The organism is Thauera sp. 63, from assembly GCF_000310165.2.
GTDB lineage: Bacteria > Pseudomonadota > Gammaproteobacteria > Burkholderiales > Rhodocyclaceae > Thauera > Thauera humireducens.
This window is the reverse complement of the sequence record NZ_AMXC01000037.1, coordinates 1-26,685: the sequence shown is the minus strand read 5'-3', so window position 1 is coordinate 26,685 and position 26,685 is coordinate 1. Positions and strand designations below refer to the sequence as shown.

The 26,685-nt window shown below is 67.4% G+C and carries 28 protein-coding genes and 1 pseudogene; 20 read left to right on the top strand and 9 right to left on the bottom strand.

All coding sequences use genetic code 11. The features are described 5' to 3' along the window. Positions 1 to 119: 119 nt before the first annotated feature. On the bottom strand, positions 120 to 587 hold the full coding sequence (locus tag C664_RS17870) for a DUF3305 domain-containing protein (RefSeq protein WP_004291591.1): 468 nt from the start codon (positions 585 to 587) through the stop codon (positions 120 to 122). Positions 588 to 746: 159 nt separating this feature from the next. Between C664_RS17870 and C664_RS17865 the strand changes: the two genes are divergently transcribed. From C664_RS17865 to C664_RS17800, 15 genes and pseudogenes are all read left to right on the top strand, one after another. Then, the gene (locus C664_RS17865; RefSeq protein ID WP_004291589.1) at positions 747 to 1,574 is read left to right on the top strand and encodes a formate dehydrogenase accessory sulfurtransferase FdhD; all 828 of its coding nucleotides are present in this window, start codon (positions 747 to 749) and stop codon (positions 1,572 to 1,574) included. Between the two features lie 61 nt (positions 1,575 to 1,635). Next, positions 1,636 to 2,274, top strand: a complete 639-nt coding sequence (gene mobA, locus C664_RS17860; RefSeq protein ID WP_004291587.1) for a molybdenum cofactor guanylyltransferase MobA — start codon at positions 1,636 to 1,638, stop codon at positions 2,272 to 2,274. Between the two features lie 7 nt (positions 2,275 to 2,281). Beyond that, entirely contained in the window at positions 2,282 to 3,220 is a 939-nt protein-coding gene (locus tag C664_RS17855; RefSeq protein ID WP_004291585.1) for a helix-turn-helix transcriptional regulator, read from the top strand. 58 nt (positions 3,221 to 3,278) lie between these two features. After that, positions 3,279 to 4,619: a glutathione-disulfide reductase gene (gene gorA, locus C664_RS17850; protein ID WP_004291583.1), complete on the top strand. Its 1,341-nt coding sequence runs from the start codon at positions 3,279 to 3,281 to the stop codon at positions 4,617 to 4,619. A 75-nt stretch (positions 4,620 to 4,694) separates the two neighbouring features. Continuing rightward, a complete protein-coding gene (locus C664_RS17845) occupies positions 4,695 to 4,982 on the top strand; it encodes a type II toxin-antitoxin system Phd/YefM family antitoxin (RefSeq protein WP_004291581.1) in 288 nt (95 codons plus the stop codon). After that, positions 4,979 to 5,356, top strand: a complete 378-nt coding sequence (locus C664_RS17840; RefSeq protein WP_004291578.1) for a type II toxin-antitoxin system RelE/ParE family toxin — start codon at positions 4,979 to 4,981, stop codon at positions 5,354 to 5,356. Before C664_RS17845 ends, C664_RS17840 begins: the two co-directional genes overlap by 4 nt. 13 nt (positions 5,357 to 5,369) lie before the next feature. Further along, positions 5,370 to 5,570 (top strand): annotated as a pseudogene (locus tag C664_RS17835) (hypothetical protein); the annotation flags it as partial. A 282-nt stretch (positions 5,571 to 5,852) separates the two neighbouring features. Further along, positions 5,853 to 6,032 (top strand): prepilin-type N-terminal cleavage/methylation domain-containing protein, encoded by a 180-nt coding sequence (locus C664_RS21060; protein WP_004291574.1) that lies wholly within the window; start codon positions 5,853 to 5,855, stop codon positions 6,030 to 6,032. A gap of 16 nt (positions 6,033 to 6,048) precedes the next feature. Continuing rightward, positions 6,049 to 6,471: a hypothetical protein gene (locus C664_RS20735; protein ID WP_157354237.1), complete on the top strand. Its 423-nt coding sequence runs from the start codon at positions 6,049 to 6,051 to the stop codon at positions 6,469 to 6,471. A gap of 203 nt (positions 6,472 to 6,674) precedes the next feature. Further along, positions 6,675 to 7,382 (top strand): hypothetical protein, encoded by a 708-nt coding sequence (locus C664_RS17825; protein WP_232435127.1) that lies wholly within the window; start codon positions 6,675 to 6,677, stop codon positions 7,380 to 7,382. Then, positions 7,382 to 8,230, top strand: a complete 849-nt coding sequence (locus C664_RS17820; RefSeq protein ID WP_004291569.1) for a hypothetical protein — start codon at positions 7,382 to 7,384, stop codon at positions 8,228 to 8,230. The genes C664_RS17825 and C664_RS17820 overlap by 1 nt, the downstream gene beginning before the upstream one ends. Positions 8,231 to 8,307: 77 nt before the next feature. Beyond that, a complete protein-coding gene (locus C664_RS17815) occupies positions 8,308 to 8,562 on the top strand; it encodes a type II toxin-antitoxin system Phd/YefM family antitoxin (protein ID WP_004291566.1) in 255 nt (84 codons plus the stop codon). Beyond that, a complete protein-coding gene (locus C664_RS17810) occupies positions 8,562 to 8,969 on the top strand; it encodes a type II toxin-antitoxin system VapC family toxin (RefSeq protein WP_004291564.1) in 408 nt (135 codons plus the stop codon). The genes C664_RS17815 and C664_RS17810 overlap by 1 nt, the downstream gene beginning before the upstream one ends. Before the next feature lie 19 nt (positions 8,970 to 8,988). After that, positions 8,989 to 9,891 carry an ABC transporter ATP-binding protein gene (locus C664_RS17805; RefSeq protein ID WP_004291561.1) on the top strand — a complete coding sequence of 301 codons (903 nt, stop codon included), beginning with the start codon at positions 8,989 to 8,991 and terminating at the stop codon, positions 9,889 to 9,891. Between the two features lie 208 nt (positions 9,892 to 10,099). Further along, entirely contained in the window at positions 10,100 to 10,774 is a 675-nt protein-coding gene (locus C664_RS17800; RefSeq protein ID WP_038012326.1) for a PEP-CTERM sorting domain-containing protein, read from the top strand. A 61-nt stretch (positions 10,775 to 10,835) separates the two neighbouring features. On the opposite strand, the gene mobB is transcribed toward C664_RS17800, so the two are convergent. From mobB to C664_RS17775, 5 genes are all read right to left on the bottom strand, one after another. Further along, positions 10,836 to 11,327: a molybdopterin-guanine dinucleotide biosynthesis protein B gene (gene mobB, locus C664_RS17795; RefSeq protein WP_004291557.1), complete on the bottom strand. Its 492-nt coding sequence runs from the start codon at positions 11,325 to 11,327 to the stop codon at positions 10,836 to 10,838. After that, positions 11,324 to 13,435, bottom strand: a complete 2,112-nt coding sequence (locus C664_RS17790) for a sensor histidine kinase (protein WP_004291556.1) — start codon at positions 13,433 to 13,435, stop codon at positions 11,324 to 11,326. The genes mobB and C664_RS17790 overlap by 4 nt, the downstream gene beginning before the upstream one ends. Before the next feature lie 37 nt (positions 13,436 to 13,472). After that, complete coding sequence (locus tag C664_RS17785) at positions 13,473 to 14,891, bottom strand: sigma-54-dependent transcriptional regulator (RefSeq protein WP_004291554.1); 1,419 nt, start codon at positions 14,889 to 14,891, stop codon at positions 13,473 to 13,475. 24 nt (positions 14,892 to 14,915) lie between these two features. Continuing rightward, entirely contained in the window at positions 14,916 to 15,326 is a 411-nt protein-coding gene (locus C664_RS17780; protein WP_004291552.1) for a CopD family protein, read from the bottom strand. Positions 15,327 to 15,413: 87 nt separating this feature from the next. Further along, positions 15,414 to 16,292: an SDR family oxidoreductase gene (locus C664_RS17775; protein WP_004291550.1), complete on the bottom strand. Its 879-nt coding sequence runs from the start codon at positions 16,290 to 16,292 to the stop codon at positions 15,414 to 15,416. Positions 16,293 to 16,313: 21 nt separating this feature from the next. Between C664_RS17775 and C664_RS17770 the strand changes: the two genes are divergently transcribed. The 4 genes from C664_RS17770 (at position 16,314) to C664_RS17755 (ending at position 22,803) form a co-directional block, all read left to right on the top strand. Continuing rightward, on the top strand, positions 16,314 to 17,336 hold the full coding sequence (locus C664_RS17770) for a CDP-6-deoxy-delta-3,4-glucoseen reductase (RefSeq protein WP_004291548.1): 1,023 nt from the start codon (positions 16,314 to 16,316) through the stop codon (positions 17,334 to 17,336). A 36-nt stretch (positions 17,337 to 17,372) separates the two neighbouring features. Beyond that, positions 17,373 to 18,509: an EAL and HDOD domain-containing protein gene (locus C664_RS17765; RefSeq protein ID WP_004291546.1), complete on the top strand. Its 1,137-nt coding sequence runs from the start codon at positions 17,373 to 17,375 to the stop codon at positions 18,507 to 18,509. Between the two features lie 96 nt (positions 18,510 to 18,605). After that, positions 18,606 to 20,582 (top strand): ATP-binding protein, encoded by a 1,977-nt coding sequence (locus C664_RS17760; protein ID WP_004291544.1) that lies wholly within the window; start codon positions 18,606 to 18,608, stop codon positions 20,580 to 20,582. 52 nt (positions 20,583 to 20,634) lie between these two features. Next, positions 20,635 to 22,803, top strand: a complete 2,169-nt coding sequence (locus C664_RS17755; RefSeq protein ID WP_004291543.1) for an EAL domain-containing response regulator — start codon at positions 20,635 to 20,637, stop codon at positions 22,801 to 22,803. A gap of 90 nt (positions 22,804 to 22,893) precedes the next feature. Here C664_RS17755 and C664_RS17750 read toward each other — a convergent pair whose 3' ends face one another. The 3 genes from C664_RS17750 to C664_RS17740 form a co-directional block, all read right to left on the bottom strand. Beyond that, a complete protein-coding gene (locus C664_RS17750) occupies positions 22,894 to 23,202 on the bottom strand; it encodes a c-type cytochrome (RefSeq protein ID WP_004291541.1) in 309 nt (102 codons plus the stop codon). A 160-nt stretch (positions 23,203 to 23,362) separates the two neighbouring features. After that, entirely contained in the window at positions 23,363 to 24,208 is an 846-nt protein-coding gene (gene queF, locus C664_RS17745; RefSeq protein WP_004291539.1) for an NADPH-dependent 7-cyano-7-deazaguanine reductase QueF, read from the bottom strand. Further along, positions 24,205 to 25,707, bottom strand: coding sequence for a cobyric acid synthase (locus C664_RS17740; protein WP_004291537.1), 1,503 nt, complete (start codon positions 25,705 to 25,707; stop codon positions 24,205 to 24,207). Before C664_RS17740 ends, queF begins: the two co-directional genes overlap by 4 nt. Positions 25,708 to 25,880: 173 nt before the next feature. On the opposite strand from C664_RS17740, the gene C664_RS17735 reads away from it, so the two are divergent. Continuing rightward, positions 25,881 to 26,685 (top strand): CobD/CbiB family cobalamin biosynthesis protein (locus tag C664_RS17735; protein ID WP_004291536.1); only part of this gene is annotated, 805 nt, incomplete at its 3' end.

Below are 26,685 nucleotides of genomic sequence, written 5' to 3'. Positions count from 1 at the left end.
GGCGGGGGCGGCCGCGACCTCCACGGTCACGTCCGCGTCGGCCGCCGTGGGCTGGCTGGCGGCCTCGAGCGACGCAGCCAGCTTTCGCTTCGACCAGCGCGACAGGAAGCCGCCCGCGCTCACGCCCGCCCCCGGTCCGGCGCCAGCGGATCATTGCGCCGCACCTTCTTGCGCGGCGCCGGCTTGTAGTGGGTGTTGACGAAATCGCCCACCCAGTCGGCGATGTCGCGTGACATCGGCACACCGTCGACCTGCTCGCCCGAATCCAGCCAGCGCGCCGCCTCGCCATAGCTCGCCGACACCGCCGCAGGCAGCGCCAGTTCGCCTTCCTTGCGCCACATCACGAACACCTTGGGGATCGGCGAACTCATGTTGAGGAAGTAGTTGTCCGCCTCGTCGCGGAACAGCTCGATCGCCCAGCCACCGATGCGCCACTGGCGGCGGTCCGGCTCGGACACGATCTCGAGCGGCGCGGGATCGGCCAGATCGAAGGCGGGGACCACGCCCACCGCCTCCCAGGCCTCGTCCACCCAGGGATTGTTCAGGCGGCGGCACTCCATGACCACCGCAACCGGGAATTTCTCCATGCCTCGCACCCGCATCTTTTATCGGCTTATGAAGTCCACAGCATACGTCGCCGATCGCCGCATCGCGACCGTGAAAACCCGCGCGCCCCGCCACCCCCTGGCCGGCAAGCCGCTACAATCGTCCGCCTGACGCCTACCGCAACCCAGCGAACGCCCCCGATGAATGCGTCCCAACGCCCCCTGCTGAGCCAGGCCAGCCGCCCGCTCACCGTCGAGATCCCGGCCATCAACGAGCATGGCGAAACCGTGCCCACCGCCATCGCCGGCGAGCATCCGCTCACGCTCTACGTGGACAAGCGCGAAATCGTCACGCTGATGACACTGGGCGCCGCGCCCGAGGCCCTCACCATCGGCTGGCTGCGCAACCAGCGCCTGGTGCGCAGCCTGGACGAGATCGCCTCGGTGCAGGTCGACTGGGAGGTCGACGCGGTGTCGGTGACCACCCGCAACGGCCTGCGCGACGCTGACGAGAAGCTCGGCAGCCGCACGGTGACGACCGGCTGCGGCCAGGGCACGGTTTTCGGCGGCCTGATGGACGAGATCGACCAGGTGCGTCTGCCACACGACCGCATGCTGAAGCAGTCGACGCTGTACGCGCTGATGGAGGCCGTGCGCCACCACGAGTCCATCTACAAGCAGGCCGGCGCGGTGCACGGCTGCGCGCTGGCACAGGCCACGCCCGGCGGCTGCGAGATCCTGATGTTCTTCGAGGACGTCGGCCGCCACAACGCGGTGGACGCCATCGCCGGCCAGATGTGGCTCGACGGGCTCGAGGGCGCGGACAAGATCTTCTACACCACCGGCCGGCTGACCTCGGAGATGGTGATCAAGACCGCGCAGATGGGCATTCCGTTTCTCGTGTCGCGCTCGGGCCTGACCCACATGGGCTGGCAGATCGCGCAGAACATCGGCCTGACCATGGTCGGACGCGCCCAGGGCAAGCATTACCTGCTGTTCACCGGAGCCGACCGATTCATCCGGGAATGAAGCCGCACAACACCGCGCGCGCAAGCACACACCCGACCACCGCACCCCATCGAGCCTGACCATGACCACGCCTGCCGCCACGCCGAACGCCCCCCGCCCCGCCGACTGCCGCATCACCGGCGTGCTGCTCGCCGGCGGCCAGGGCAGCCGCATGGGCGGCGTCGACAAGGGCCTGGTCGAACTTGCCGGACGGCCGATGGCCGCGCACGCGCTGGAACGACTGGCACCGCAGGTCGACGAACTGATCATCAACGCCAACCAGAACCTCGCGGCCTGGCAGGCCTTCGGCTACCCGGTTTTCGGCGACGACATCGGCGGCTTCGCCGGCCCGCTCGCCGGGCTGCACGCAGCCCTGTCGCGCGCAGCCCACCCGCTGGTCGTCACTGCGCCCTGCGACTCGCCCTTCCTGCCCGCCGACCTGGTCGAGCGTCTGGCCGCGGCCCTGCACGCAGCCGGCGCCCAACTGGCGGTCGCCAGGACCTTCGACCAGCCGCACCCGGTGTTCTGCCTGTGCCGCCGCGACCTCGCCGGCCACCTCGGCGACTTCCTGGCCGGCGGCGGGCGCAAGATCGACCGCTGGTACGGCACGCTGAAGATCGTGGAAGTCCCCTTCGACGATCAGGAAGCGGCCTTCCGCAACATCAACACCCGCGACGAACTGGCCGAAGCGGCGCGCGACCTGCCGGCCGGAGCCGGCTGAGGCCCGCATGAGTCCGCGCAACGTCCGCGTTCCGGGACCGGCCACGCCGCGCGATGAAGCCGCGCCCGGCGCCTGCTTCACCGTCCGCGAAGCCGCCGCCTTCCTCAACCTGAACGAGAAGAAGCTCTACGAGCTCGCCAACAGCAAGGACATCCCGGCCGCACGCATCGGTGGCAAGTGGCTGTTTCCGCGCGCGCTGCTCGAGGAATGGCTGCTGGAGCAGGCCCACGGCGGCGCCCTGACCGACCGCCTGCTCATCACCGGCAGCGACGACCCGCTGCTGGCCGCCACCGTGTCGGCGCTGGCGCCTTCGCTCGGCGCCGAGGCCTTCGTCGCCTACAGCCCCACCGGCACGCTCACCGGGCTGGAGCTGCTCGCCCGCCGCCGCGCCAACGTCTGCGCCCTGCACTGGGGCGGCGTCGAGCACAGCGAACAGCAGCACGCAACGCTGCTGCGCAGTTTCGGCGGTCACCGCCAGTGGGCGCTGGTGCGGCTCGCGCTGCGCGAACAGGGCGTCATCCTGCGCCGCGGCCTGCACATCGACGGCATCGAGACGCTGGCCGGTTTCGACTACCGCTGGGCAATGCGCCAGGCCGGCGCCGGCTCGCGCCACTTCCTCGAATCCGCCCTCGCCAGCCGCGGCTTTTCGGCCGTCGACTGCACGGTCGTCGCCACCGCCCACACCGAACGCGAGGCCGCCGGCATCGTCGCCCGCGACGACGCCGACTGCGCCCCCGGCACCCGCGCCGCCGCGGCGGAGTTCGGGCTGGACTTCCTGCCGCTCGGCTGGGAAGCCTTCGACCTCGCCCTGCCCCGCGACATCCTGTTCCGCCGCCTGTTCCAGGACCTGCTGCGCGCACACGCCGGCCCGGCATCGCAGGCCCTCGCGCAGCGCCTCGGCGGCTACGATCTGTCGCCCCTGGGGCAGGTCATCGGGCTGGACTGACCCCTTGGATGTCGCACGCCATGACGCGACTCAGGACTGCACCAACGGAGAACGAATGATGAAGACCTACGACTACATCGTCATCGGCGGCGGCAGCGGCGGCGTCGCCACTGCGCGCCGCGCGGCGGAATACGGCGCCCGCGTGCTGCTGGTGGAGGCCGCGCGGCTTGGCGGCACCTGCGTGAACGTGGGCTGCGTGCCCAAGAAGGTCATGTGGTACGCCTCGAACATCGCCCAGGCAATGCGCGACGCGCCCGGCTACGGCTTCGCCGCCGCAACGGTGTCCCTCGACTGGGCCACCCTCAAGACCCGGCGCGACGCCTACATCGCCCGCCTCAACGGCATCTATGCCGAAATGCTGGGCAAGGCAGGTGTCGAGGTCGTTCATGGCTTTGCGCGCTTCGCCGACACCCACTGCATCGAGGTCGACGGCCAGCGCTTCAGCGCGCCGCACATCGTCATCGCCACCGGCGGCCGCCCGGTCGTGCCCGACATCGAGGGTGCTGAACTCGGTATCGACTCCGACGGCTTCTTCGCGCTCGAGCATCAGCCGCGGCGGGTCGCGGTCGTCGGCGCGGGCTACATCGCGGTGGAACTGGCCGGCGTGTTCAATGGCCTCGGCAGCGAGGTCGACATGCTGGTGCGCGGCGCGCAGCTGCTGCGCCCCTTCGACGCCCTGCTGCGCGACGAACTGGCCACCCAGATGCAGCAGGACGACGTGCGCATCCACTTCGGTGCCCAGGTACAGCGCATCGCCCGCGAGGCCGACGGCAGCCTACGCATCGAGCGCGTCGATGGCCCGCCGCTGCAGGTCGATGCGCTGGTGTGGGCCACCGGCCGCCGCGCCAACACCGACCGGCTGAACCTCGCCGCCGCCGGACTCGCCGCGGATGAGAGAGGCCTCATCGCCACCGACGCCTTCCAGAACACCACCACGCCCGGCGTCTACGCCCTCGGCGACATCACCGGCCGTGCCGAACTCACCCCGGTCGCCATCGCCGCCGGGCGCAAGCTGGCCGCGCGGCTCTTCCTCGACCTGCCCGACAGCCGGCTGGATTACGACTGCATCCCCACCGTGGTCTTCAGCCATCCGCCGATCGGCACCGTCGGCCTCACCGAGGACGAAGCGCGCGCCCGCTTCGCCACGGTCAAGGTGTACGCCACCCGCTTCACTGCCATGGCCCACGCCCTCACCGAGCATCGGCCGAAGACGGCGATGAAGCTGGTGTGCGCCGGCGACGACGAGCGCATCGTCGGCCTGCACGTCATCGGCGACGGTGCCGACGAAATGCTGCAAGGCTTCGCCGTGGCCGTGCGGATGGGCGCCCGCAAAGCCGACTTCGACCGCACGCTCGCCATCCACCCCACCAGCGCCGAAGAGTTCGTCACCCTCCGTTGAGGGCGAATGCGCAGTTGGCCCCTCCACTCACCGTGAACTAGAATTCAAACCCGAATTCTGCACCGAGGCCTCGCCATGCCAATCCGGACTCAGGACATCGTTTCCCTTACAACCGCACGGGCGCAGTTGTCCGAACTCGCCGATCAGGTCAGGGCAGGAGCCGAGAAGATCATCACCCGAAACGGCGAGGCCAGCGTCGCGCTCGTCGATGCGCGCCGGCTCGATTACTACCATCGTCTAGAGCAGGCGCAAATCCACCTGCTGATGCTCGACGAAGCCAGGCGCGGGCTCGAGGATGTCAACGCTGGCCATACGCGCGACGCGCGAGATGCCCTGGCAGAACGCAAGCAAGCCCGCGCATGAGCGTACGTGCCGCAGTCCGGGTCACGCGCAATTTCGAGCGCAACCTCGACGGCATCGAGACATTCCTGACCAAGGCCGAAGCGCCGGGCGCGTCCGTCGCGCTGCTGGACGAACTGGCCGACATGCTCGTACCGACGCTGGAACGCCACCCGGACATCGGTCGTGACTTTCTCTCCCGGATCACGGATTCGGCGGAAGCCGAACTCTGCATCGAGCGCGTGCATCATCTCTTGCACGGGCTCGACGCTTCGGCATCACTGCGGGAGTACGTCATGGCGCACTACCTTGTGCTTTACGCCCATGTCACAGGAACGGTGTACCTGTTGTCGATACGGCACCAGCGGCAATCGGTCTTCGATATCACCCTCCGCTAGGACGAAACCCACGATGCCCATGACCTACGAACAGCACCTCGACGAAGTCGCCACCCTGCTATACGAGCGCTACGACCAGAGCGAAGAAGACGCCATCAAGCTGGTGATGGCCGCCCAGGCCGACGACTTCTTCAGCGGCCACGACGACGACCCGTTGATCTGCACGCAGGAGCGCGCCGAGGCCGATGCGCGCGAGGTGTTCCGCAAGTACGGTGCGCAACAGAAACCAGCCAGCTCGAACGCGTCGGCCCAGCGACGGGCACCCAAGAAGTAAAGTGCACCAACAAATATCATTTATTTATTATTCTTGTTCTTTTTTATTTTTATGCCGTTTGTCCACTCCTGACATTCGACGACGCATTTGTCATGGGTGAACCCGATCGAGTGTCAAACCGCGGCACTCCATCACGGAAACTGCGGGTTTTCGAGCTGGCACGCCCTTTGCGTATATGACGACAAGCGGAAACGACCGCCGAACCTCGAAGGAGAAACTTCAATGAAAAAGATTCAGAAGGGCTTCACCCTGATCGAACTGATGATCGTCGTGGCGATCATCGGCATCTTGGCTGCCATTGCGATTCCGCAGTTTAACGAATATCGCGCGAAGGCTAATGACACTTCAGCGGTCGCTGATGTGAAGAATGGCATTACGGCCGTCATTTCGTCGTTGAAGTAACTGCTCCTGGAGAAGCATGATGAAGAAAATTTTCGTGATCGTCGCTGGTCTTCTTGTCTCGAATGCAGTTCTGGCTGACGACTTCCCAGGCTCGACGAACGTCATTGAAGACACCGACTGCGAAATGCTTGCAGAGAACGTGACAATCAATTTGTCAAAGGACGTTTTGGGCGGTTTTGACTGCAATTCGCGGTCGATCGTGATTGCCGCATGCCACCCTACTGGTCGCAAGTCAACGCGAACTCTTCCAGTCGAGACTTGCACGGATGCTGATCCTCCCGTTTGTACAACCGAGAACGAACCCGTGACTGGATCTGCTGTTCCGTATGCTTCGACTGAGCGCGGCACAGTTACCAGCGAGTATCCCGGAGGCGACTGCACAACTGCAGCGTTTGCCACTGCAATTGCAACGGATAAACTCACTCCGACCACTCCGTAAGCGCCAAATAAATTTGCCTAGCTTTAAGGTGACTTAGAGGGTCGCTGGTTAGTCCAGCGGCCCTCTTTTAACCTCGTACCCTCCCCCGTGGCGATCCGAAGATGTCTCCAATTCAAGAGCTCTCAACATCCTTGCGTCTAGCGGTTCGAGGACATTATTTATTGTTACTTGCGTGGCTCATTGCGTCTTTCTTAGGCGGAGTATTGCTTGCATCGCAGTTCAGCTCTCGACATCCGAGCACGGTCGCGCTGGACACTGGGTTATCGCTGATGAGGGTTGCAGCGCCCATAATTGCCATTCTCCTAGTGCAAGACCTTTTTTCTCGCGAGTTCGACCGTAAATTACACCTAACATCCCTGACATACCCACGTCCGCGTTATCAGTTTCTGCTAGGTCGCATCACCGCCATCGCCACACTCCTACTCTTTCTTCTAATCATCCTTGCATCGCTGCTTGCCGTCCTGACTACGTGGATCAGTTACGGCTACACTCAAGCCACTCCGCCCGACCTTGGCCTGCCTTACGTCATCACCGTAGTCTTTATCGCGCTCGACCTCCTCGTCGTACTTGCCATTGGCACCTTCATCGCCGTCACCTCCACCACGCCGAGCTTCGTACTCATCGGCACCATCGGCTTCACGCTGGTAGCGCGCTCTTATTCCGGCATCGTCGCACTGCTGACACGTGATAGCACTTTGGTCGGGAACGCCGACACCTACCAGTCTTCCCTCAGCCTGCTCGGCTACCTGTTGCCCGACCTCGCCGCGCTGGATGTGCGCATGATTTCGCTGTACGGAGACTGGCAGTTCCTGCCCGACGACTGGCCGCTGCGCGTGGTCTCCACGCTGGCCTATGCCGCAGCTTTGTTCGCACTGTCGGTGTGGGCGCTGAACCGCAAGAAGTTCTCCTGATGAAGTCACGCAACGCATTGCCGCTCGCCATTGCGGCACTGGGATTCGGCGTTTTCGCCGCGATCTGGGCCATGCGTCCGCCCGCCAGCACCGAGCCGCCGCCCGAAGTATTCGACCGTGTCGTCGTCTCCGCCCCCGTACAGTTGCTGCTCACCGGCGGCGACCGCTTTCTGGCCGCCAACATCGAATCCATCCGCGCCGTTGCGACCACCAGCGACAACCCCGAAGCGGCCGAAGCCAACGCCTCCTTCGCCATCCGTGCGCGTCGCGTGGTCGCGCAGTTGAACCCCTGCCACGAAGACAACTACTACCAGGGCAACGCCCTGCTGACATGGGGCGGGGCCGTGGCCGAAGGCAACGATTTGCTCAAGCGCGCCACCGAGTGCCGCACCTGGGACGAAATCCCGCCCTTCTTCTACGGCTTCAACCAGTACTTCTTCCTGCACGACGTCGAAGGCGCACGCGCCTCGCTGGAGATCGCCGCCGAACGCGCCACCGACAACGCCGCCGGCTTCCGCAAGTTCGCCATCATGCTCGCCGCAGGTGAACTGAAGGACGACAGTGCCGCCCTCGACTTCCTGCAGCAGGAGCGCGCCCAAACCAGCGACCCCAAGCTGCAGGGCATGCTTGACAAGCGCATCGCCCGCCTGCAAGGCCTCATCACCCTGCGCGCTGCTCAGCAACGCTACGAAGCCCGCGTCGGCCAGCCCCTGACCAACCCGCAGGCGCTGATCGACAGCGGCGAACTCGAGGCCTTCCCCAACGACCCGCTGCGCATCGGCTACGAATTCGCCGATGGCCGGTTCCGGCTGAAGGAACTGAAGATCGCCGGGCTGGAGCGGCCATAGCGGGAAGCCGGGTTCGCTTTCTTTTCCAAGTCGTGCCGCCTAGAATATAGCTAGCCATATAAAGAATTGGGTTAGCCATGAAAATCGTTCCCGTTTTCGAAGCCAAGAACCGCTTCTCCGAGCTGCTCGCCAGTGTGGAGCGGGGAGAGGAGGTTGCGATTACCCGGCGGGGCGTTGCTGTTGCACGGCTCGTGGTCATGGACAGCCATGCGGAGGCAGAGGATCAACGCCGGCAGAACGTTCGTGAGACGTTTGCCGAACTGCGCAAGCTACGCGAGGCGATCGAACTGGAGGGCGACCTGAAGCAACTGGCAAGGGAAGGGCTGGCCTGATGGCTTTCATCATCGACAGCTCGGTCGTATGCGGCTGGTTCATCGCGAACCAGGCCACACCCTACGCCGAAGCCATTGCCCAGCGACTCGAGACGGAACGTGCAGTCGCCCCAACACTGCTGCAACTCGAGTACACCAACGTACTTCGCACTGCCTGCAAACGCGGTCGGGTGGTTGCGCAGGCCGCACGCGAAGTGGTCGACCGCATCCAGGCGCTACCGATCGAGTTCGACACGCAATCGCCTGCACCCAGCACGGTGCTGTCACTGGCGCTGCGCTTCGACCTGACGACCTATGACGCAAGCTATCTCGAACTCGCACTACGTGAACAGCTACCGATCGCCACCCAGGACGAAGCACTGGCCGAAGCCGCCTGGGCTGCGGGCGTTGGCGTGGTGAAGATGTGAGAACAGGAACGACATTCCGATGACCCCCGCCCTCGAATTCCACTCCGTCAGCAAGACCTTCCGCTCCCGCGGCAAGACCGTACAGGCGCTGCGCAACGTCAGCTTCGATGTCACCGAAGGCGAGGTGTTCGGCTTCGTCGGCCCCAACGGCGCGGGCAAGTCCACCACGATCAAGGTGATGCTGGACGTCATCAACGACTACGAGGGCGAGGTGAAGCTGTACGGCGTGTCGGCGCGCGAGGCGGAGTCGCGCAAGGGCATCGCCTACGTGCCCGAATCGCCCGCGCTGTACGAACAATTCACCCCGCTCGAGATCCTGCGCATGGCGCTGGACATGTACGGCATCCGCCGGCCGGATGCCGACGCCTGGTGCATGCAGTGGCTGGAACGCTTCTCGGTGGCGCAGAACGCCAAACGCCGCATCCGCGAGCTGTCCAAGGGCAACGCGCAGCGCGTGGCGCTGGCCCATGCGCTGGTCGTCAGCCCTCGCCTGCTGGTGCTGGACGAGCCGCTGTCGGGCCTGGACCCGGTGGGGCGCAAGGACGTGGTCGACATCCTGGCCGAATACAAGCGCGACGGCGGCGCGATCTTCTTCACCTCGCACGTGCTGCACGACGTGGAGCGCATCGCCGACCGCTTCGGCTTCATCCACCAGGGCGAACTGCTGACCACCCGCTCGCCGCGCGACCTGGTGAGCGAGCGCGCCGACCGCTTCATCGTGCGCTACCAGGCCAGCGCGCCGCTGGATGGCGAACACGCGGCGATCCGCGAAGGCGAATACGAACAGGAACTCGACGAAGCCGCCCTGCCAGCCTTCCTGACGCGGCTTCAGGCCGAAGGCGGCCGACTGGTGACGGTGAAGCCGGCGGTGTCGCTGGAGACGGTGTTCTTCAAGATTCTGGAAGGGCAGAAGCCGGCTTGATGCCTCGGGGGTGAGGGTGGCTGCAGGGCCTCCACGGTCACGACCGAGCCAACGAGTTCCCCAGGTCGTGCCTGTCGAGCATTTTTACACTCGGTTCGCCAAGCGACCTTGATGCATAAAAAACATATTCAAGAACAAAGACCTGCATCACTGGCCTCGATCATGCTTCGCTCTCCACACGATTCCACCGCGGAAATGGAGAGCCATCATGGAAATGACGCGTTGTCTACGGCAGGGTTTCAGGTCCCTGGCAGTTTGCGCCGGCCTTCTCGCAAGTGCCTCGGCGTCTGCAGCGCTCTACAAGGGCGTGGAATTCCCCGGCGGAGCAGCGTCTTTCGCCGATGCGGTCGTTTCGTACGATCCAGCTTTCAGCGGTGGCGCAATTCCAACCGCCACCTACCAGGACACCAGCCAGGCCCTCGGTATCCCGAACTACCCGGAAGGGGCTGATCCTGAGTACGTGAGCCTCGGTGCCGGCGGTCGACTGGTGCTGCGCTTTACCGACAACTCGCTGACGGGCAGTGGCGACAACGGGCTCGACCTGTGGATCTTCGAGGTCGGACCCGATGTGGAAGACACGATCGTCGACATCAGCAAGGACGGCTCTAACTGGTTCAACGTGGGCTCGGTATTCGGCGCCACGTCGGGCATCGATATCGACGCATTCGGATTCGGCACATCGGACTTCTTTTCCTACATTCGTCTGACCGACGTTCTGACCGAAGGCGCGACGACCGGCACGACGGTCGGGGCCGATATCGACGCCGTCGGAGCCATTTCCTCCGCCCCGCCAGTCGTCAGCGTCCCCGAGCCCGGCGTCCTCGCCCTGCTCGGGATCAGCCTGCTGGCCTTTGGATTGCGGAAACGCGTGATCGAGCGCTGACCCTCCCGTAGCACCGCCCCACCTTGCGCTCGAAGCCCAACCGGGGCGGCGGGCAGGCGATTCACAGGACCAGGTAGCCCACCACGAAATCCGCCACCGCCTCCGGATCGTTGATGTCCAGCGTGGGCAGGGTGGTGGGCACCCCGGTATCCGTCGCCACGGCGACGATGCGGCCGTCGTCCGGGAACAGCAGCGCTTCGGTCACCACGGCGCGATGCACCTCGATCTTGGGGATTTCGGCGCGCTTGAAGCCTTCGACGAGCACCACGTCGCAGGGACCGAGCTTGTCGAGCAGTTCATCGAGCGTGGCCTCGGGCGCGCCGCGCAGCTCTCGCGTGAGCGACCAGCGCTGGCCGGAGCTGACCATGACCTCGCGGCAACCGGCCTGGCGGTGGCGCCAGGAGTCCTTGCCGGCGTGGTCGATGTCGAAGCTGTGGTGCGCGTGCTTGACCAGCGAGACCGCGTAGCCGCGCGCCGTCAGCACACCGATGACCTGCTCGACCAGCGTCGTCTTGCCACTGCCGGACCAGCCGGCAAAACCCATCACTTTCATGTTGCGTGTGCGTCCGTTGAGTCGTCGGCGCCCCGGCCGTCCGGGGCGGTGTCGTTGCGATAGACCGGTTCGGCCAGCAGGCTGACCGTGAAGGCCGTGCCGAGGCCGGGCGTGCTGTCGACCTCGATGCGGCCGCCGTAGCGCTCGACCAGCGTATGGCTGATCGACAGGCCCAGACCGGTGCCCTGCCGCTTCTTGGTGGTGAAGAAGGGATCGAAGATGCGCGCCATGTCCTCGCCGCGGATGCCGCTGCCGGTGTCGCGCACGGTGATGCGCACGCCGCGGGCGTCCGTCGCCGGGTCGCGGTCGGCCGTCTCGAGCGTGAGGGTACCGCCCCCGAGCATGGCCTGCACGGCATTGACGATGAGGTTGATGAGCACCTGCTGCAGCTCCTGCAGGTTGATCTGCACCCGCTCGCGCGCCTGCAGTTGCTGCACCACCTTCACCTCGGCGCGCGCGAGGTGCTGGCGCGTCAGCACCAGGCAATCGGCCACGGCGGCATTGACGTCCACCGCCTCGACGTAGCCGGCGAACTCGCCCGGCCGGGCAAACTGCAGCAGCTTGGTGACGATGACGCGGATGCGGTTGACCTGCTCGTGGATCAGCCGCATTTCGTTGGCGACCGGCTGCGCCGCAGCACCGAGTTCCTCGCGCATCAGGTCCAGGTTGCCCTGGATGACGGCGGTGGGGTTGCTGATCTCGTGCGCGACGCCGGCCGTCAGCTCGCCGATGGCGGCGAGCTTCTCGCGCATCACCAGCTGGCGTTGCGCGGCACGCAGCTCCGCGTTGGCAGCGGCGAGGTCGGCGGTGCGCTCGGCCACCTTGCGGTCGAGCGAGGCGTTGAGCGACTGCAGTTCGGCACGCTGCGCGGCCTGGCTGTCGAGCAGGCGGTCGAACTCGGTCGCCAGCCGCCCGAGTTCGTCGCGGCTGTCGATGCGACCGACGCGCGCCGCGGCGTCGCCCGCCTCGATGCAGCCGATGGTGGCGTGCATGCGCTCGATCGGGCGGAAGACGCTGCGCGCCCAGTGCAGCGTCCACAAGGCGCCGAGCCCGCTGATGATCAGCGAGATCGTCGCCACCACCGCCAGCGCCACGTACTTCGCGACGCGATAGGGGGCTTCCTGGAAGCCGACGTAGAGCATGCCGACGCGTTCGCCGAGGCTGTCGACCACCGGCTCGTAGCCGGAGACATACCAGTCATTGACCACGAAGGCGGTTTCCAGCCAGGTGCGGCCGTCGCGCAACACGTGGTCGCGCACGACCTGCGAGGCGCGCGTGCCGAGCGCACGCTCGCCCTCGAACAGGCGCACGTTGGTGGCGATGCGCGCATCGCCGAGGAACAGCGTGGCCGTGCCCTTGCCGCCCAGCGGCAGCGTGCCCTCGCGATAGACGATGGCGTTGATGTTGTCGACGAAATCGAGGTTGCCGTTGAGCAGCACGCCGCCCTCGAGCACCGCGACCAGGTTGCCGCGGGCATCGCGCACCGGTGCGGCGGCATGGATGACCATGCCGCGCTCCTCGACCCGGCGCCCGTCCTGAACCGCACGCGGCGTGTCGATCAGCGTCAGGCGGGCACGCTCGCGCAAGGCGGGCGACAGGGCACCGAGCTCATCCGCGGAGAACAGGTCGATGACGCTGTCGCTACCCGAGCGGATCGCCTGCGCCACCACCGGCCACCCCATGCGGTCGCTGCCCGGGGCGAGGTTGCCGGAAGACTGCAGCACGCGGCCGCTGACATCGAGCAGGTTGAGGAAATCGAGGGCGTGCTCGGCGCGACGCGCCTTCAGCACCGCGTCGAGCATCTCGAGCTGCAGTGCCAGTGCCAGTTCGTGCGAATTCGCCAGCCCGGTCACGCGCATGCCCACGTTGTCGATGACACGCTCGAAATAGCCGTGCGCGGTCGACATGTCGCTGCCGACCTTGGACACCATCAGGCGGTGGTAGTAGGTCTCGCCCCAGTACCAGGTCAGCCCCATGATGATCGGGAAGCCGAGCATCAGCGGCGCCAGCACCAGGAACAGCAGCTTGGCGCGCACCGACGCGCGCAGCGCGGCAAGCGGGCTGCGCCAGCCGAGTGGCGAGGGCGCGGGGGGGCGGGGCGGAGTCATCGGCTGCGCGGCATGCAGAAACCGGGAGGCCGCGCCCTCAGGCGCGGCGCTCCAGCGCGTCGGCGACGGCAGCCTCGCTCCACTCGGCGAACTTGCGCTCGAGTGTCTTGCGCGATACGCCGAGCCGGCGTGCAGCCTCGGTCTTGTTGCCGCCACAGGCCTCGGTGACGCGCTCGATGTGACGGCGCTCGACCTCGGCCAGGCTCAGCTCCAGCTCGTCGGTCAGGAGCGGCGCCACGTCGGCGCCGGACACCGGCTCGGACGGGAAGCTGCCGAGGATCATCGAGCGCTCGACGTAGTTGCGCAACTCGCGCACGTTGCCGGGCCAGGGGTAGGCGGCCAGCCGGCTCACCACTTCGTGCGACAGCGGCAGGGGCGCGACGCCCAGCTGCACCGACAGTTGCTGCATGAAGTGGCGCATCAGGTCCGGGATGTCCTCGCGCCGTTCGCGCAGCGGCGGCATGCGGATATCCACGACCGCGAGGCGGTAGTACAGGTCCTGGCGGAAACGGCCGGCCCTCACCTCCGCCGCGAGATCGCGGTTGGAGGCGGCGATGATGCGCACATCCACCGGCACCTCGCGCTCGGATCCGACCGGGCGCAGCCTGCGCTCTTCCAGCACGCGCAGCAGCCGCGTCTGCATCGCCAGCGGCAGGTCACTGATCTCGTCGAGGAACAGCGTGCCACCGTGGGCGTAGTAGAACAGGCCGTTGCGGGTCTCGGTGGCGCCGGTGAAGGCGCCCTTCACGTGGCCGAACAGCTCGCTTTCGATCAGCTCGGACGAGATCGCCGCGCAGTTCAGCGGCACGAAGGGGCGCTGGGCGCGCGGGCTGGTCTGGTGCAGCGCACGCGCCACGACCTCCTTGCCGGTGCCCGATTCGCCCAGCAGCAGCACGGTGCTGGGCATCTGCCCGACGCGCCGCACGAGGCCGCGCAACTGTTCGATCGCCGGCGAGTGACCGACCAGGCCGATGGGGTCGGCCGCGAGGCCGGCCAGTTCGCGCCGCAGCACGAAATTCTCGCGTGCCAGGCGGGCGCGCTCGAAGCAGCGCTTGATCGAATTGAGGATCTGGTCGACGCGGAAGGGCTTGAGGATGAAGTCGGACGCGCCGCCACGCAGCGCATCGATGGCGGTCTCCATGTCGGCGAAGGCGGTGACCAGGATGACGTCGCCGGTATAGCCGTGCTCGCGCAGTTCGTGCAGCCACTCGATGCCCGACTTGCCCGGCAGCGCGATGTCGAGGATCAGCAGGTCGAAATGCAGCCGCGCCATCAGCTCGGCGGCATGCTCGGCGTCGGCCGCGGCCTGCACCATGCCGCAACGCCGGGCGAGCGTGCGCTCGAGGAAGTTGCGCATGCCCTCCTCGTCATCGACCACCAGCACCGAATGGGCCTGCCAGTTGTACTCGGCCAGATCCACGGGCCTGTCTGTGCCCGTCGCCGTCTGCTGCGGCATGTCGTCTCCTCCGCGGACCATGGATCAGAAGGGTTTCAGCACGACGAGGAAGACCACCACCGCAAGCACGATCACCGGCACTTCGTTGAACACACGGAACCACACATGGCTGCGGGTGTTGCGTCCGGCGGCAAAGTCGCGCAGCAGGCGGCCGCAGTACAGGTGATAGCCGATCAGGAAGATGACCAGCAGGGTCTTGGCATGCAGCCAGCCACCGGCAAAGCCGTAGCCGAACCACAGCCAGAAGCCGAACACCACGGCCAGGATGCCCAGCGGGGTCATGAAGCGATAGAGCTTCATCTCCATCATCGCAAGGCGCTCGCGTGTGGCCGCGTCCTCGACCATGGCGTGGTTGACGAACAGGCGCGGCAGGTAGAAGAGGCCGGCGAACCAGCTCACGACGAAGATGATGTGAAGGGCCTTGAGGGTCAGCATGTCGATAGGAAAACGCTCTGAATGTCGGTCGGAGGATGGAGGGAAATGAGGGCCGCGCAGCGTGCCGAAGCACGACGGCCCGCGGGTTCAGCCATTGCGGCGCACTGCGTCGCGCAGTCCGTCGGCAATCGTCGGATAGCGCAGTCCGGCGCACAGTTCCCGCTTGAGGCGACGATTGTCCAGCCGGCGGGATTCGCTCATGAAGGACAGCGTCAGCGGCGACAGGCGCTGCGCGATCTCGCCGCGCGGCAGCCGCGGCGGACGCGGCAGGCCGAAGGCATCGGCCACGGCGTCGAAGTAGTCGCCCATCTTCAGGTCGGAATCGTCGGTGGCGTTGTACACCCGCCCCGCCGGCGCGCGAAACAGGGCCAGGCAGGCGAGCCGCGCCAGATCCTCGGCATGGATGTGGTTGGTGAACACGTCGTCGTCGTCGGTCAGCACCGGATCGCCCCGCTGCAGGCGGTCGAGCGGCAGGCGGTCGGCGGCATAGATGCCCGGCGCACGCAGGATGGCGACGCGCACGCCGCTGCGGCGGCCGAAATCGCGCAGGCGACGCTCGGCATCGACACGACGCTGCGCACGCGCGGTACTGGCGCGGCAGGCCCGCGTCTCGTCGACCAGCGCGCCGCCGCAGTCGCCGTAAACCCCTGTCGTGCTTATGTATATCAGGCCCTGTGGTAGACTCCGGCCGGCTCCGAGCGCCGCCAGAAGCCGCGCCATGCGGGGATCTCCGGCCCCTTGCGAGGGCGGTGGCGCGAAGTGCAGCACGGCGTCTGCCAGCCCCGCCAGCCGCATCAGGCTGCGACGGTCGTCGAGGTCGGCCCGCACCGGCACCGCACCGGCGGCACGCAGGTCCGCAGCGGCTTCGGGACGGCGCACCAGCGCGAACACGCGGAAGCGGCGCATCAGCCAGGGCAGGCAGCGGATGGCAACGTCGCCACTGCCGACGATCAGAATTCTTTTCATTTTGTAATTATCACACGCACCATGACCTACCGGATTTCCCTCCAGCCCGGCGGCCACGAATTCGACGCTGCTCCCGACCAGACCGTGCTCGAGGCCGCGCTCGGCGCCGGCCTGTTACTGCCGCACAGCTGTCGCGACGGCGCCTGCGGGGCCTGCAAGGGCAAGGTCCTGACCGGATCGGTGGAGTACGGCAAGTATTCCGCCGGGGCGCTGAGCGACGCCGACCGCGCCGAGGGCTATGCGCTGTTCTGCTGTGCCAGGCCGCTGTCCGACCTGGTCGTGGAGGCGCGCAACGTCACCCGCGCCGGCGACATCCCGGTCAAGAAGCTGCCCTGCCGCGTACAGAAGCTGCAGCGTCTGGCCGACGACGTGATGCTGATCGACCTCAAGCTGCCCGCCAGCGAGAACTTCCAGTTCCGCGCCGGCCAGTACATCGACATCCTGCTCGCCGACGGCCAGCGCCGCAGCTTCTCGATCGCCAACGCACCGCACGACGGCGGCCACATCGAGTTGCATGTGCGCCGCATCGACGGCGGCAGGTTCACCGCCCACGTGTTCGAGGCGATGAAGGAAAAGGACATCCTGCGTTTCGAAGGCCCGCACGGCAGCTTCTGGCTGCGCGAGGATTCGGCGCGCCCGATCGTGATGGTCGCGGGCGGCACCGGCTTTGCCCCGATCAAGGGCATCGTCGAGCACGCCATTGCGATCGGCCTGAAGCGCCCGATCACCCTCTACTGGGGTGCGCGCGACCGCGCCGGCCTGTACCTGGACGACCTCGCGCACAGCTGGGAAGCTGCGCTGCCCGGCTTCCGCTACATCCCGGTGCTGTCGGACGCGCCTAGGGCCACCGACTGGGCCGGGCGTCGCGGCCTGGTTCATCAGGCGGCGCTCGACGACTTCGCCGATCTGTCGGGCCACGAGGTCTATGCCTGTGGTGCGCCGGCCATGATCGACGCTGCACGTACGGACTTCTGCGGCCAGCGCGGCCTGCCGGGCGACGCCTTCTTCGCCGACGCCTTCACCTTCGCCCCGCCCACGAACTGATCTGACGCGTCACCCGCCGCCGACTCCGGAGCCTCCATGAGCCAGACCACCCTGCTGACCCGCGAACCCGTGGTGAACAAGAATCGCGCGATCACCGCCAACCGCCTGATCGCGCATGGTCCCAACGTGGCTGCGGTCGTCGAGACGCTGAACGCGCTCGGCGACGTCTGGCCGACCCACCATCCGGTGTTCGTGAGCCTCGGCCGCCTGGTACCGACGCTGGAGTTGATGGACTGGAAGATCCCGGACAACACGACGATCGAGATCCCGGCCCAGACCCTGGCCCACCCGCAGACCCAGGCGCTGATGCCCCGGCTGCGCGACAGCGGGGTGCCGATGAACCTGACCTGGTTTGCCGCCGGCACCGCCCTGCCGCCCGACATCGACTGGCGCTTCGCGATCCTCGACGTGCGGCGCGGCATGGCGCCCGCGGGTGCGCCCGGGCTGAAGCTGGCCTGGGGTCTGCCCGACGTCAATGCCTTCCGCCAGGCGGTGGGCGCGGGCTTCGACGGCGCCTCGGGCTGGTTCTTCCTGCACGGCAACCCGCCGGCCAAGGAACTGTCGCCCGGCCACGCGCAGATCGTCCGCCTGCTCAACCTGGTGCGCAACAACGCCGAGATCCGCGACATCGAGAACGTGCTCAAGCAGGACGTGGCGCTGTCGTACAAGCTGCTGCGCTACATCAACTCGGCCGGCTTCGGCCTGATGTGCGAGATCCAGTCCTTCCGCCATGCGGTCAGCATCCTCGGCTACAACGCGCTCAACAAGTGGCTGTCGCTGCTGCTGGTGACGGCCAGCCGCGACCCGAGCGCGCCATCGATGATGCAGACCGCGATCGCCCGCGGCCGCTTCATGGAAGAGGTCGGCGCCAGCTACTTCGATGCCTCGGAACGCGACAACCTGTTCATCACCGGCGCCTTCTCGCTGCTGCACCTGCTGCTCGGCACCTCGATGCAGGCCGTGCTCGACGAGATGAACCTGCCCGCCAGCGTGACCGATGCGCTGGTGCATGGCGAAGGCGAATTCGCCCCCTTCCTGCGCCTGGCGCAGCACTGCGAGGCCTTCGACGGCGCCGGCTTGAACAAGGCGGCCGAAGCGCTGCACCTGCCCTTCGATCGCATCAACCGCGCCCTGCTGACGGGCCTCGCCTTCGCCGACAGCCTGCAGGCTTGATGTCCGGCGCGGCGTCCACCGCAAACTGCATCACGCCACGCGTGCGCCCGGCCGTCTAGAATCGGTCATCCAGTACGACTAGCGGCCGTAGCCCTCATGCATCCTGCCGTCCCCAGCCACTTCGAGCTTCAGCCACGCGCAGACGGCGCCGCGACGATCCTGCGCCTGCTGTCGGCCAGTTCGCCGAACTGGCCCGAGGTCGCGCTGGTGGTCGCGCGCGATCCGGCACTGAGCCTGGCGCTGCTGGTCGCGCAGCCACTGGCCGAGGGCGAACTGGCGGACGGACTCAACACCGTGCTGCGTCGCCGCCTCGAACGCATCGGCAGCGACCTGCTCCGCGCCTGGCTGCTGGGACTCGGCAGCCGCGCCAGTGCAATCGGCGCCGCGCCCGACCACGCGCTGCTGCGGGCCGAATGCGCGCTCCACCTGGCGATGGAAACCGGCTACGCCCGGCCCGACGAGGCCTATCTTGCCGGCCTGTGGCGCGGATTCGGCACCGGCGCACGCGGCCGAAGCGGCACCTCGGCTGACAGGCGAACGACGCGCCCCCTGGCAGATCTCGTGCGTGACTGCGGCTTGCCCGCCAGCCTTGGCGATGCGCTCGAGCTGGGCACGGCCATGGAAGAGCAACTACTGGGCGCGCATCCGCTGCTGCGCCTGAGCGTTGCCGCGGAACGCCTCGCCGACGACGACTGGCAGGCGCGGCTCGGCGAGATTGCGCGTTTGTGCGGACTCGCCGAACCGACGCTGACCAGCCTGCGCACCGACATCGGCTACATCGTATCCGGCCACGCGGCCTACCCGCCGCCCGCCACGGGCAGCACGGCGCTCGAGGCCCGGCCGCCGGCCAGCCTCGCCGACGATCCCTATCGCAGCGCCGGCATGCTGGGCCTGCTGACCGCCGCCTTCGTCGACCTCGAGCGTGAGGAGATCGAGGATCGGCTGGCCATCGCCTGCCCCCTGTTCGGCCTGCCTGCGGCGCCGGTGCTGCTGTCGGCAGATGGCGCCGGGCGGCTGGCGCCGATGCTGCGCATGCCGCCCGGCTCGCCCACCGGATTGATCGAGGAACTGCACCTGCGCCTGGACGACGAAGCGAGCGTCATCGCGCTGTGCGCACGCAGCGAACAGGTCACCGTGTTCGCGCCGCAGGGCGGGCGCCCCGGCCGCAGCCTGGCCGACTGGCAGGTCGCCCGCTGGCTGGGCGGGCGCGGTTTCTGCTGCCTGCCGCTGACCGCCAATGGCCATCCTTCGGTCGCGCTCATCGCCATCGAGCAGGACGACGAGCTGGGCAGCGAACTGCAGTGGCGCTACGCGGCCCTGCTGGGGGCGGCCGTCCGCGCCCTGCGCGCTGCCCTGCGCCAGCAGCACGCGCTCGCCGATCGCGAGGCGATGCTGCAGCAACGCTTCCGCGAGCATGTGCGCAAGATCGCCCACGAAGCCACCAACCCGCTGACGGTGCTCAAGAGCCGCCTCGAGATGCTCGGACTCGAACGCCCGCAGGACGCGCCGCTGCAAAACGAGATGGTGCTGCTCAACACCGAGCTCGACCGCATCGACAACCTGCTGCGCAGCGCCGGCGACCTGCCGGTCGAGGCCGTCGAGCCTGCCCGCTGCCGCGTGCCCGAGCTGCTGCTGGACCTGCGCTCGATCTACGGCGACGCGCTCTTCAACCAGCATGGCATCCAGCTCGAACTGCGCGCCGCAAAAGGCGTGCCGATCGCCGCCATTCCGCCATCGGCGCTGAAGCAGGTGCTGCTCAACCTGTTCCGCAACGCCTCCGAAGCGCTGCTGCCCGGCCAACGCCTGGTGGTGTCGGTGTCGTCGCAGGTCTCGGTCGACGGCAGATCCTGCGTCGAGATCCGCCTTGTGGACAACGGTCCTGGTCTGCCCGCCGACCGCATGGCTGACCTCTTCTCGCCCCGCCCGAGCAGCAAGGGCGGCGGACACCAGGGCGTGGGTCTGTCGATCGTGCGCGAAATTCTGTCGCAATGGAGTGCGACGATACTGTGTCGCAGCCAACCGGGCAGCGGCACCAGCTTCCAGATCTTCCTGCCGCTGGAACATTCCGTCTGAGTGTTGCATCATGCTCGTTGCGAATAATCCTCCTGACGAGCGCTGACGCCACATGTCGATTCCGGGCGATCAACCCTTCCGGCCCCCGCGAGACGCAGGCGCCAGCGAAGCCGTGTTCCGCATCCTGATCGTCGATGACGATCCGGCGCTGCGCCGTACTTTCCCGCACGTCCTGGCTCATGCCGGTCGCACGTTCGACGAGACCGGCAGCATCGCCGAGGCCATCTCGCAGCTCGAGCACCAGCACTACGACCTCGTGCTGCTCGACTACCGGCTGCCGGACGCCACCGGCCTGGCGCTGCTCGACTGGCTGGTCGAACACCGCCGCGACGAGGCCGTGATCATCATCAGCGGCGAGGACGCCATCGACGCCGCCATCGGCGCACTGCGCCGCGGCGCCGACGACTACGTGCGCAAGCCCTACCATGTCGCCCAGCTTCAGCGGGCTGTCGACAGTGCCCTGCACAAGGCCGCGCTCGAGAAGGCCAACCGCGCCATGAGCCAGCGCCTGAAGGCCTCGGAACGCCTGCACCGCTACCTGGTGGAAAGTTCGCCCGACCTGATCTTCACGCTCGATGCCGAAGGCCGCTTCAGTTACATCAACCCACGCGTGAAAGCCCTGCTCGGCTACGAGCGCAACAGCCTCATGCGGCGTCCCTTCACCACACTGGTGATGCCGGAGGATGTCGAGCGCATCTGCACCCTGCTGGCACAGCCGAGTGCCCTGCCCGGCGAGAGCTTCAACGTCGAACTGCGGCTGCGCCGCAATCGCGGCGCAGCCCACGAGGACGACAGCGTGACCGTCTCGCTTACCGGCATCCCGATGCAGGCGCAGGGCGCCGATCCACGCAAGGCGGGTCTCTATGGCGTGGCGCGCGACATCTCCGAGCGCAAGCGTGCCGAGGAGATCATCTCCTTCCAGGCCTATCACGACCAGCTCACGCACCTGCCCAACCGCGTGCTGTTCAAGGACCGGCTCGAACTCGCCATCGCCCAGGCCCAACGCCGCACCGGGGCGCTGGCCGTGATGTTCGTCGACATCGACCGCTTCAAGCTCGTCAACGACACCTACGGCCACGCCGAAGGCGACACCCTGTTGCGCGCCATCGCCGCGAGGCTGTCTGCCACGCTGCGACGCGGCGACACGCTTGCGCGACTCGGAGGCGACGAATTCACCGTACTGCTGCCCGACATCAACACGCCGGAAGACGCCGAAGTCATCGCCGCCAAGATCCTCGACGCCCTGGCTGCGCCGATCATGCTGAGCCAGGGTGAGTACCGCGCCACGGTCAGCGTCGGCATCTCGCTGTTCCCGCGCGACGGCGCCACCGCCGAGGACCTGACACGGCATGCCGATATCGCGATGTATCAGGTCAAGCGCTCGGGCAAGAACGCGTTCCGCTTCTTCGACCCGGCACTGAACACGCATCACCGCGAACGCATCACGCTCGAGAACGACCTCCGCGACGCCCTCGGCCGCGCCGAATTCGAACTGCACTACCAGCCCCAGGTCAGCCTCGCCCAGCGCCGGATCGTCGGCCTCGAGGCCCTGCTGCGCTGGAACCACCCGGTGCTCGGCAGCCTCGGACCGGCCGGTTTCATCCAGGTGGCCGAGGAACTCGGCCTGATCGGCGAGATCAGCACGTGGGTGCTGGAGCAGGCCTGCGCACAGCTGGCGCAGTGGCGCCACGAAGGCCATGACCAACTGCGCATGTCGGTGAACCTGTCGCCTTTCGATTTCGACAAGCGCGACATCGTCAGCTCGGTCACCGAATGTCTCGAACGGCACGACCTACCCGCCGGGCAGATCGAGCTGGAGATCACCGAAAGCATGATGATGAACGACTCGGCCGGCGTCGCCGCCAAGGTGCGCGCGCTGCGTGCGGCCGGCGTCAGCGTGGCGATCGACGACTTCGGCACCGGCTACTCGGCGCTGGCCTACCTGCAGAAATTTCCCGTCAGCACGCTGAAGATCGACCGCAGCTTCGTGCGCGACCTCGAAGGTCCGATGACCAACCCGATCATCTCCGCCATCACCGGCATTGCGCGCGGTTTCGATCTCGACATCGTGGCCGAAGGCGTCGAGCAGGCGGAACAGGCCGAGGCGCTGCAAATGCTGGGCTGCGACATCATGCAGGGCTACTACTTTGCCCGCCCGGCACCCGCCGCCGAAGTGCGTTCGTGGCTGCAGCAACCGTCCATGGTGTTCCCGCTGCATTGAGTCGGGTCCGACCGGTTCGACATACAAAAAAGGCCGACACTGTGTCGGCCTTTCTGTTTCGGGCCCGTCATGCAGGCCCGGTGCGCGAAATCACTTCTGCGCCAGGATCCACTCGACCAGCGCCTTGGCGTCGGCCTCGTTGACCTGCGGGTTGGGCGGCATCGGGATCTGGCCCCAGGCGCCAACGCCACCCTTCTGCACCTTGGTCGCCAGCTTGGCGACGGCGTCGGCCTGGCCGGCGTACTTGGCAGCGACGTCCTTGTAGGCCGGGCCGACCAGCTTCTTGTCCACCGCGTGACAGGCCATGCAGTTCTTGGCCTTGGCGAGGTCCGCACTGGCGAAAGCCGGAGCGCTCGAGAGAAGACCCGCGGCAACCGCGGCTGCGACGAACAGTTTCATATTCCTTTCCTCGTTGATGTGATGGCCCGCTTGAGGCAGGTCCGATGTTAAACCAGAGGCCCGCATTTTCCCACTTGCGAACACGATCGGAAACACCTTTTTCGATCGAAAAATGGTGAAAAAAGTCATGGGCTTAACACAAGTCAAAAACGCGCGTCGATCACTGCCGGATCTCCATGCGCTCGTCCGCCAGCAGCCCCGGACGGCTCGCCCGGAAGGGGTTGATGTCGAGTCCGCCGCGCCGGGTGTAGCGCGCCCACACCGCAAGCTCACGCGGCCGGCAGCGCGCAAGCACGTCGCAGAACACACGCTCGACGCATTGCTCATGGAACTCGTTGTGCTCGCGGAAGGACACGATGTAGCGCAGCAGGCCCTCACGCGCGATGGCAGGCCCGGAGTAGCGCACCACCAGCATGCCCCAGTCGGGCTGGCCGGTAACCAGGCAGTTGGACTTGAGCAGGTGCGAATACAGCGTCTCGCTGACCTCCGCCCCTCCCGCTGTCAGCAGTTCGGGCGCGGGCTGGTAGGTATCGATGGCGATATCGAGCGTGTCGAGGCAGACGCCGTCCGGGTAGCCGAAGGCACGCTGCGGGCGCAGGGCGAGCGGCTCGACCTCGACCCCCACCTCGGCACCTGCCGCTGCCGACAGGTCGCGCGCGATCGTTGCCCTGACCTCGTCCGCATCGGCGCAACGCTGCTGGTTGAAGGCGTTCAGGTAGAGCTTCAGCGATTTCGACTCGATCAGCCGCGGCGAGGACGCCGGCACCCGGAAGCGCGCCAGCGCCACGACCGGCTTGCCGCGCGGATCGAGCCAGGAGAGCTCGTAGGCGTTCCACAGGTCCTCGCCGACGAAGGGCAACGCCTCGGGTTTCAGGCCCAACTCGTCGCGCTTGAGCTGGCGCTCGATCGGGAACAGCAGTTCGGGCGCGTAGGTGTCGCGGTAGGCGACCGGCTTTCCGAGCGGGGAGGTTTCGGCGCCGTGCAGGCGCGGGGTGTCGGTGCTCATCGGGACGATTTCGCGGGCAGGAGGTTGTCGAACAGAGCGTCGAGATCGCAATAGGTTTCAACCGCGTCGGCCAGGCGGTCGAGATCGGCTTCGCGACGGGCGGCGAGATCGACCCGGTGGGCGTTCTTCAGCCCGGCCCAGTCCAGCAGGGCAGCCAGCGCGTCGGGCGAATCGAACAGACCGTGCAGGTAGGTGCCGAGGATCTGGCCATCGTCGGACACGGCGCCGTCAGCCCGCAGGCCCTCGCCCGACGCCAGCCACAGCGCCGGGCGCTGCAGCGCCGCGCCGCGCGACACGCCCATGTGGATCTCGTAGCCGGCCACGACCGCAGCTGCGCCGCCGAACGCAGCATCGAGATGGCCGGTCGCATTGACGAGCTGTTTCTCGGCCTCGAGCACCGTCTCCATGTCGAGCCAGCCGAGGCCGTCACGCGCGCCCGGCGCACCCTCCAGCCCGAGCGGGTCGGCCAGGCTTCGGCCGAGCATCTGGAAGCCGCCGCAGATGCCGACGAGCTTGCCGCCGTAGCGCAGGTGGCGGCGGATCGCCGCCTCCCAGCCCTGCGCGCGCAGCCAGGCCAGATCCGCCTGCACGCTCTTCGAGCCCGGCAGCACGATCAGGTCGGCTGGCGGGATCGGCTGGCCCGGCCCGACCCAGCGGAAATCGACCTGCGGATGCAGGCGCAGCGCATCGAGGTCGGTATGGTTGGAGATGCGCGGGTACACCGGCGCCACCACGCGCAGCGCGCCCTCGCCCGCCTTCACGTCGGCCGCGCCGTCGGCCAGCGCGTCCTCGGCATCGAGGAACAGGCCGTGCAGGTAGGGCAGCACGCCGAACACCTTGCGCCCGGTGCGCGCCTCCAGCCAGTCGAGGCCCGACTGCAGCAGACCGATGTCGCCGCGGAAGCGGTTGATGACGAAGCCCTTCACCCGCGCCTGCTCGGAGGGCGACAGCAACTCGAGCGTGCCGACCAGATGGGCGAACACGCCGCCGCGGTCGATGTCCGCCACCAGCACCACCGGCACGTCGGCCGCTTCGGCGAAGCCCATGTTGGCGATGTCGCGGTCACGCAGGTTGATCTCGGCCGGGCTGCCCGCGCCTTCGACCAGTAGCGCCTCGTACTGCGCGCACAGGCGATCCCAGCTCTGCATCACCGCCGCCATCGCGGTGGGTTTGTAGGCGTGGTAGTCGCGTGCCGACAGGCTGGCGACGGCGCGGCCGTGGATGATGACCTGGGCGCCGATGTCGCTCGAGGGCTTGAGCAGCACCGGGTTGAAGTCGGTGTGGGGTTCGACGCCGGCGGCAAGCGCCTGCAGCGCCTGGGCACGGCCGATCTCGCCGCCATCGACGGTCACGGCCGAGTTCAGCGCCATGTTCTGCGGCTTGAATGGCGCCACGCGCAAACCTCGACGGCGCAGCGCACGCGCAAGGCCGGCGACCAGCGTGCTCTTGCCGGCATCGGAGGTGGTGCCCTGCACCATCAGGGTGATCGGAGGAGACATGGCGTAGAATCCGGGGTCCTCGGTTCGGGGGACGGATTATCGCCGATCGCGCGGCCGTAAGCGCGAACGCTGGAGACAGGCAGGCGCGCGAACCGCTCCAACGGTGGCACCCCACGCCCGCGCCGCCTTCGCGGCAATGCAGCATCGCGTTTCGATTTCGACTCCTCCCATTCATGTCCTTTGCCCTGATCCTCGTCGCCAAGTTCGCCGCCGGCCTGCTCGCCGACCGCCTGTTCGGCGAGGTGCGCCGCTTCCATCCGCTCGTCGGCTTCGGTCGCTGGGCGCGCGCGGTCGAAGACGCCGTGCGCCGCATCGTCGGCGAGCACCGCCTCGCCGGCCTGCTGGCGTGGGCGCTCGCGGTGCTGCCGTGGGTGGCGCTGGCGCTGATCGCGAGGGCAGCGCATCCGCTGGCGCACTGGCCGGTGGATATCGCCCTGCTGTACTTCAGCCTCGGCGGCCGCAGCCTGGCGGAGCACGCCGAGGCGGTCGCCGCACCGTTGGCCGCGGGCAATCTCGCAGCGGCGCGCGAGCGCGTGGGCTGGATCGTCAGCCGCGACACGCGCGAACTCGATCCTGCCGGTGTCGCCCGCGCCGGCACCGAATCGGTGCTGGAGAACGGCAACGACGCGGTGTTCGGCGCCCTGTTCTGGTTCCTGCTCGGCGGTGGCGCTGGCGTGCTGCTGTTCCGGCTGGCGAACACCCTGGACGCGATGTGGGGCTACCGCACGCCGCGCTACCTGCGCTTCGGCTGGGCGGCCGCGCGCATCGACGACGTGCTCAACGCCCTGCCCGCGCGCCTGACCGCGCTGACCTACGCCCTGCTCGGCAACACCCGTCGTGCGCTCACCTGCTGGCGTGTGCAGGCGCCGGCCTGGGACAGCCCCAACGCCGGCCCGGTCATGGCGGCCGGCGCCGGCGCCCTCGGCGTGGCACTGGGCGGTGGTGCGATCTACCACGGCCAGTGGGAGGAGCGCCCGC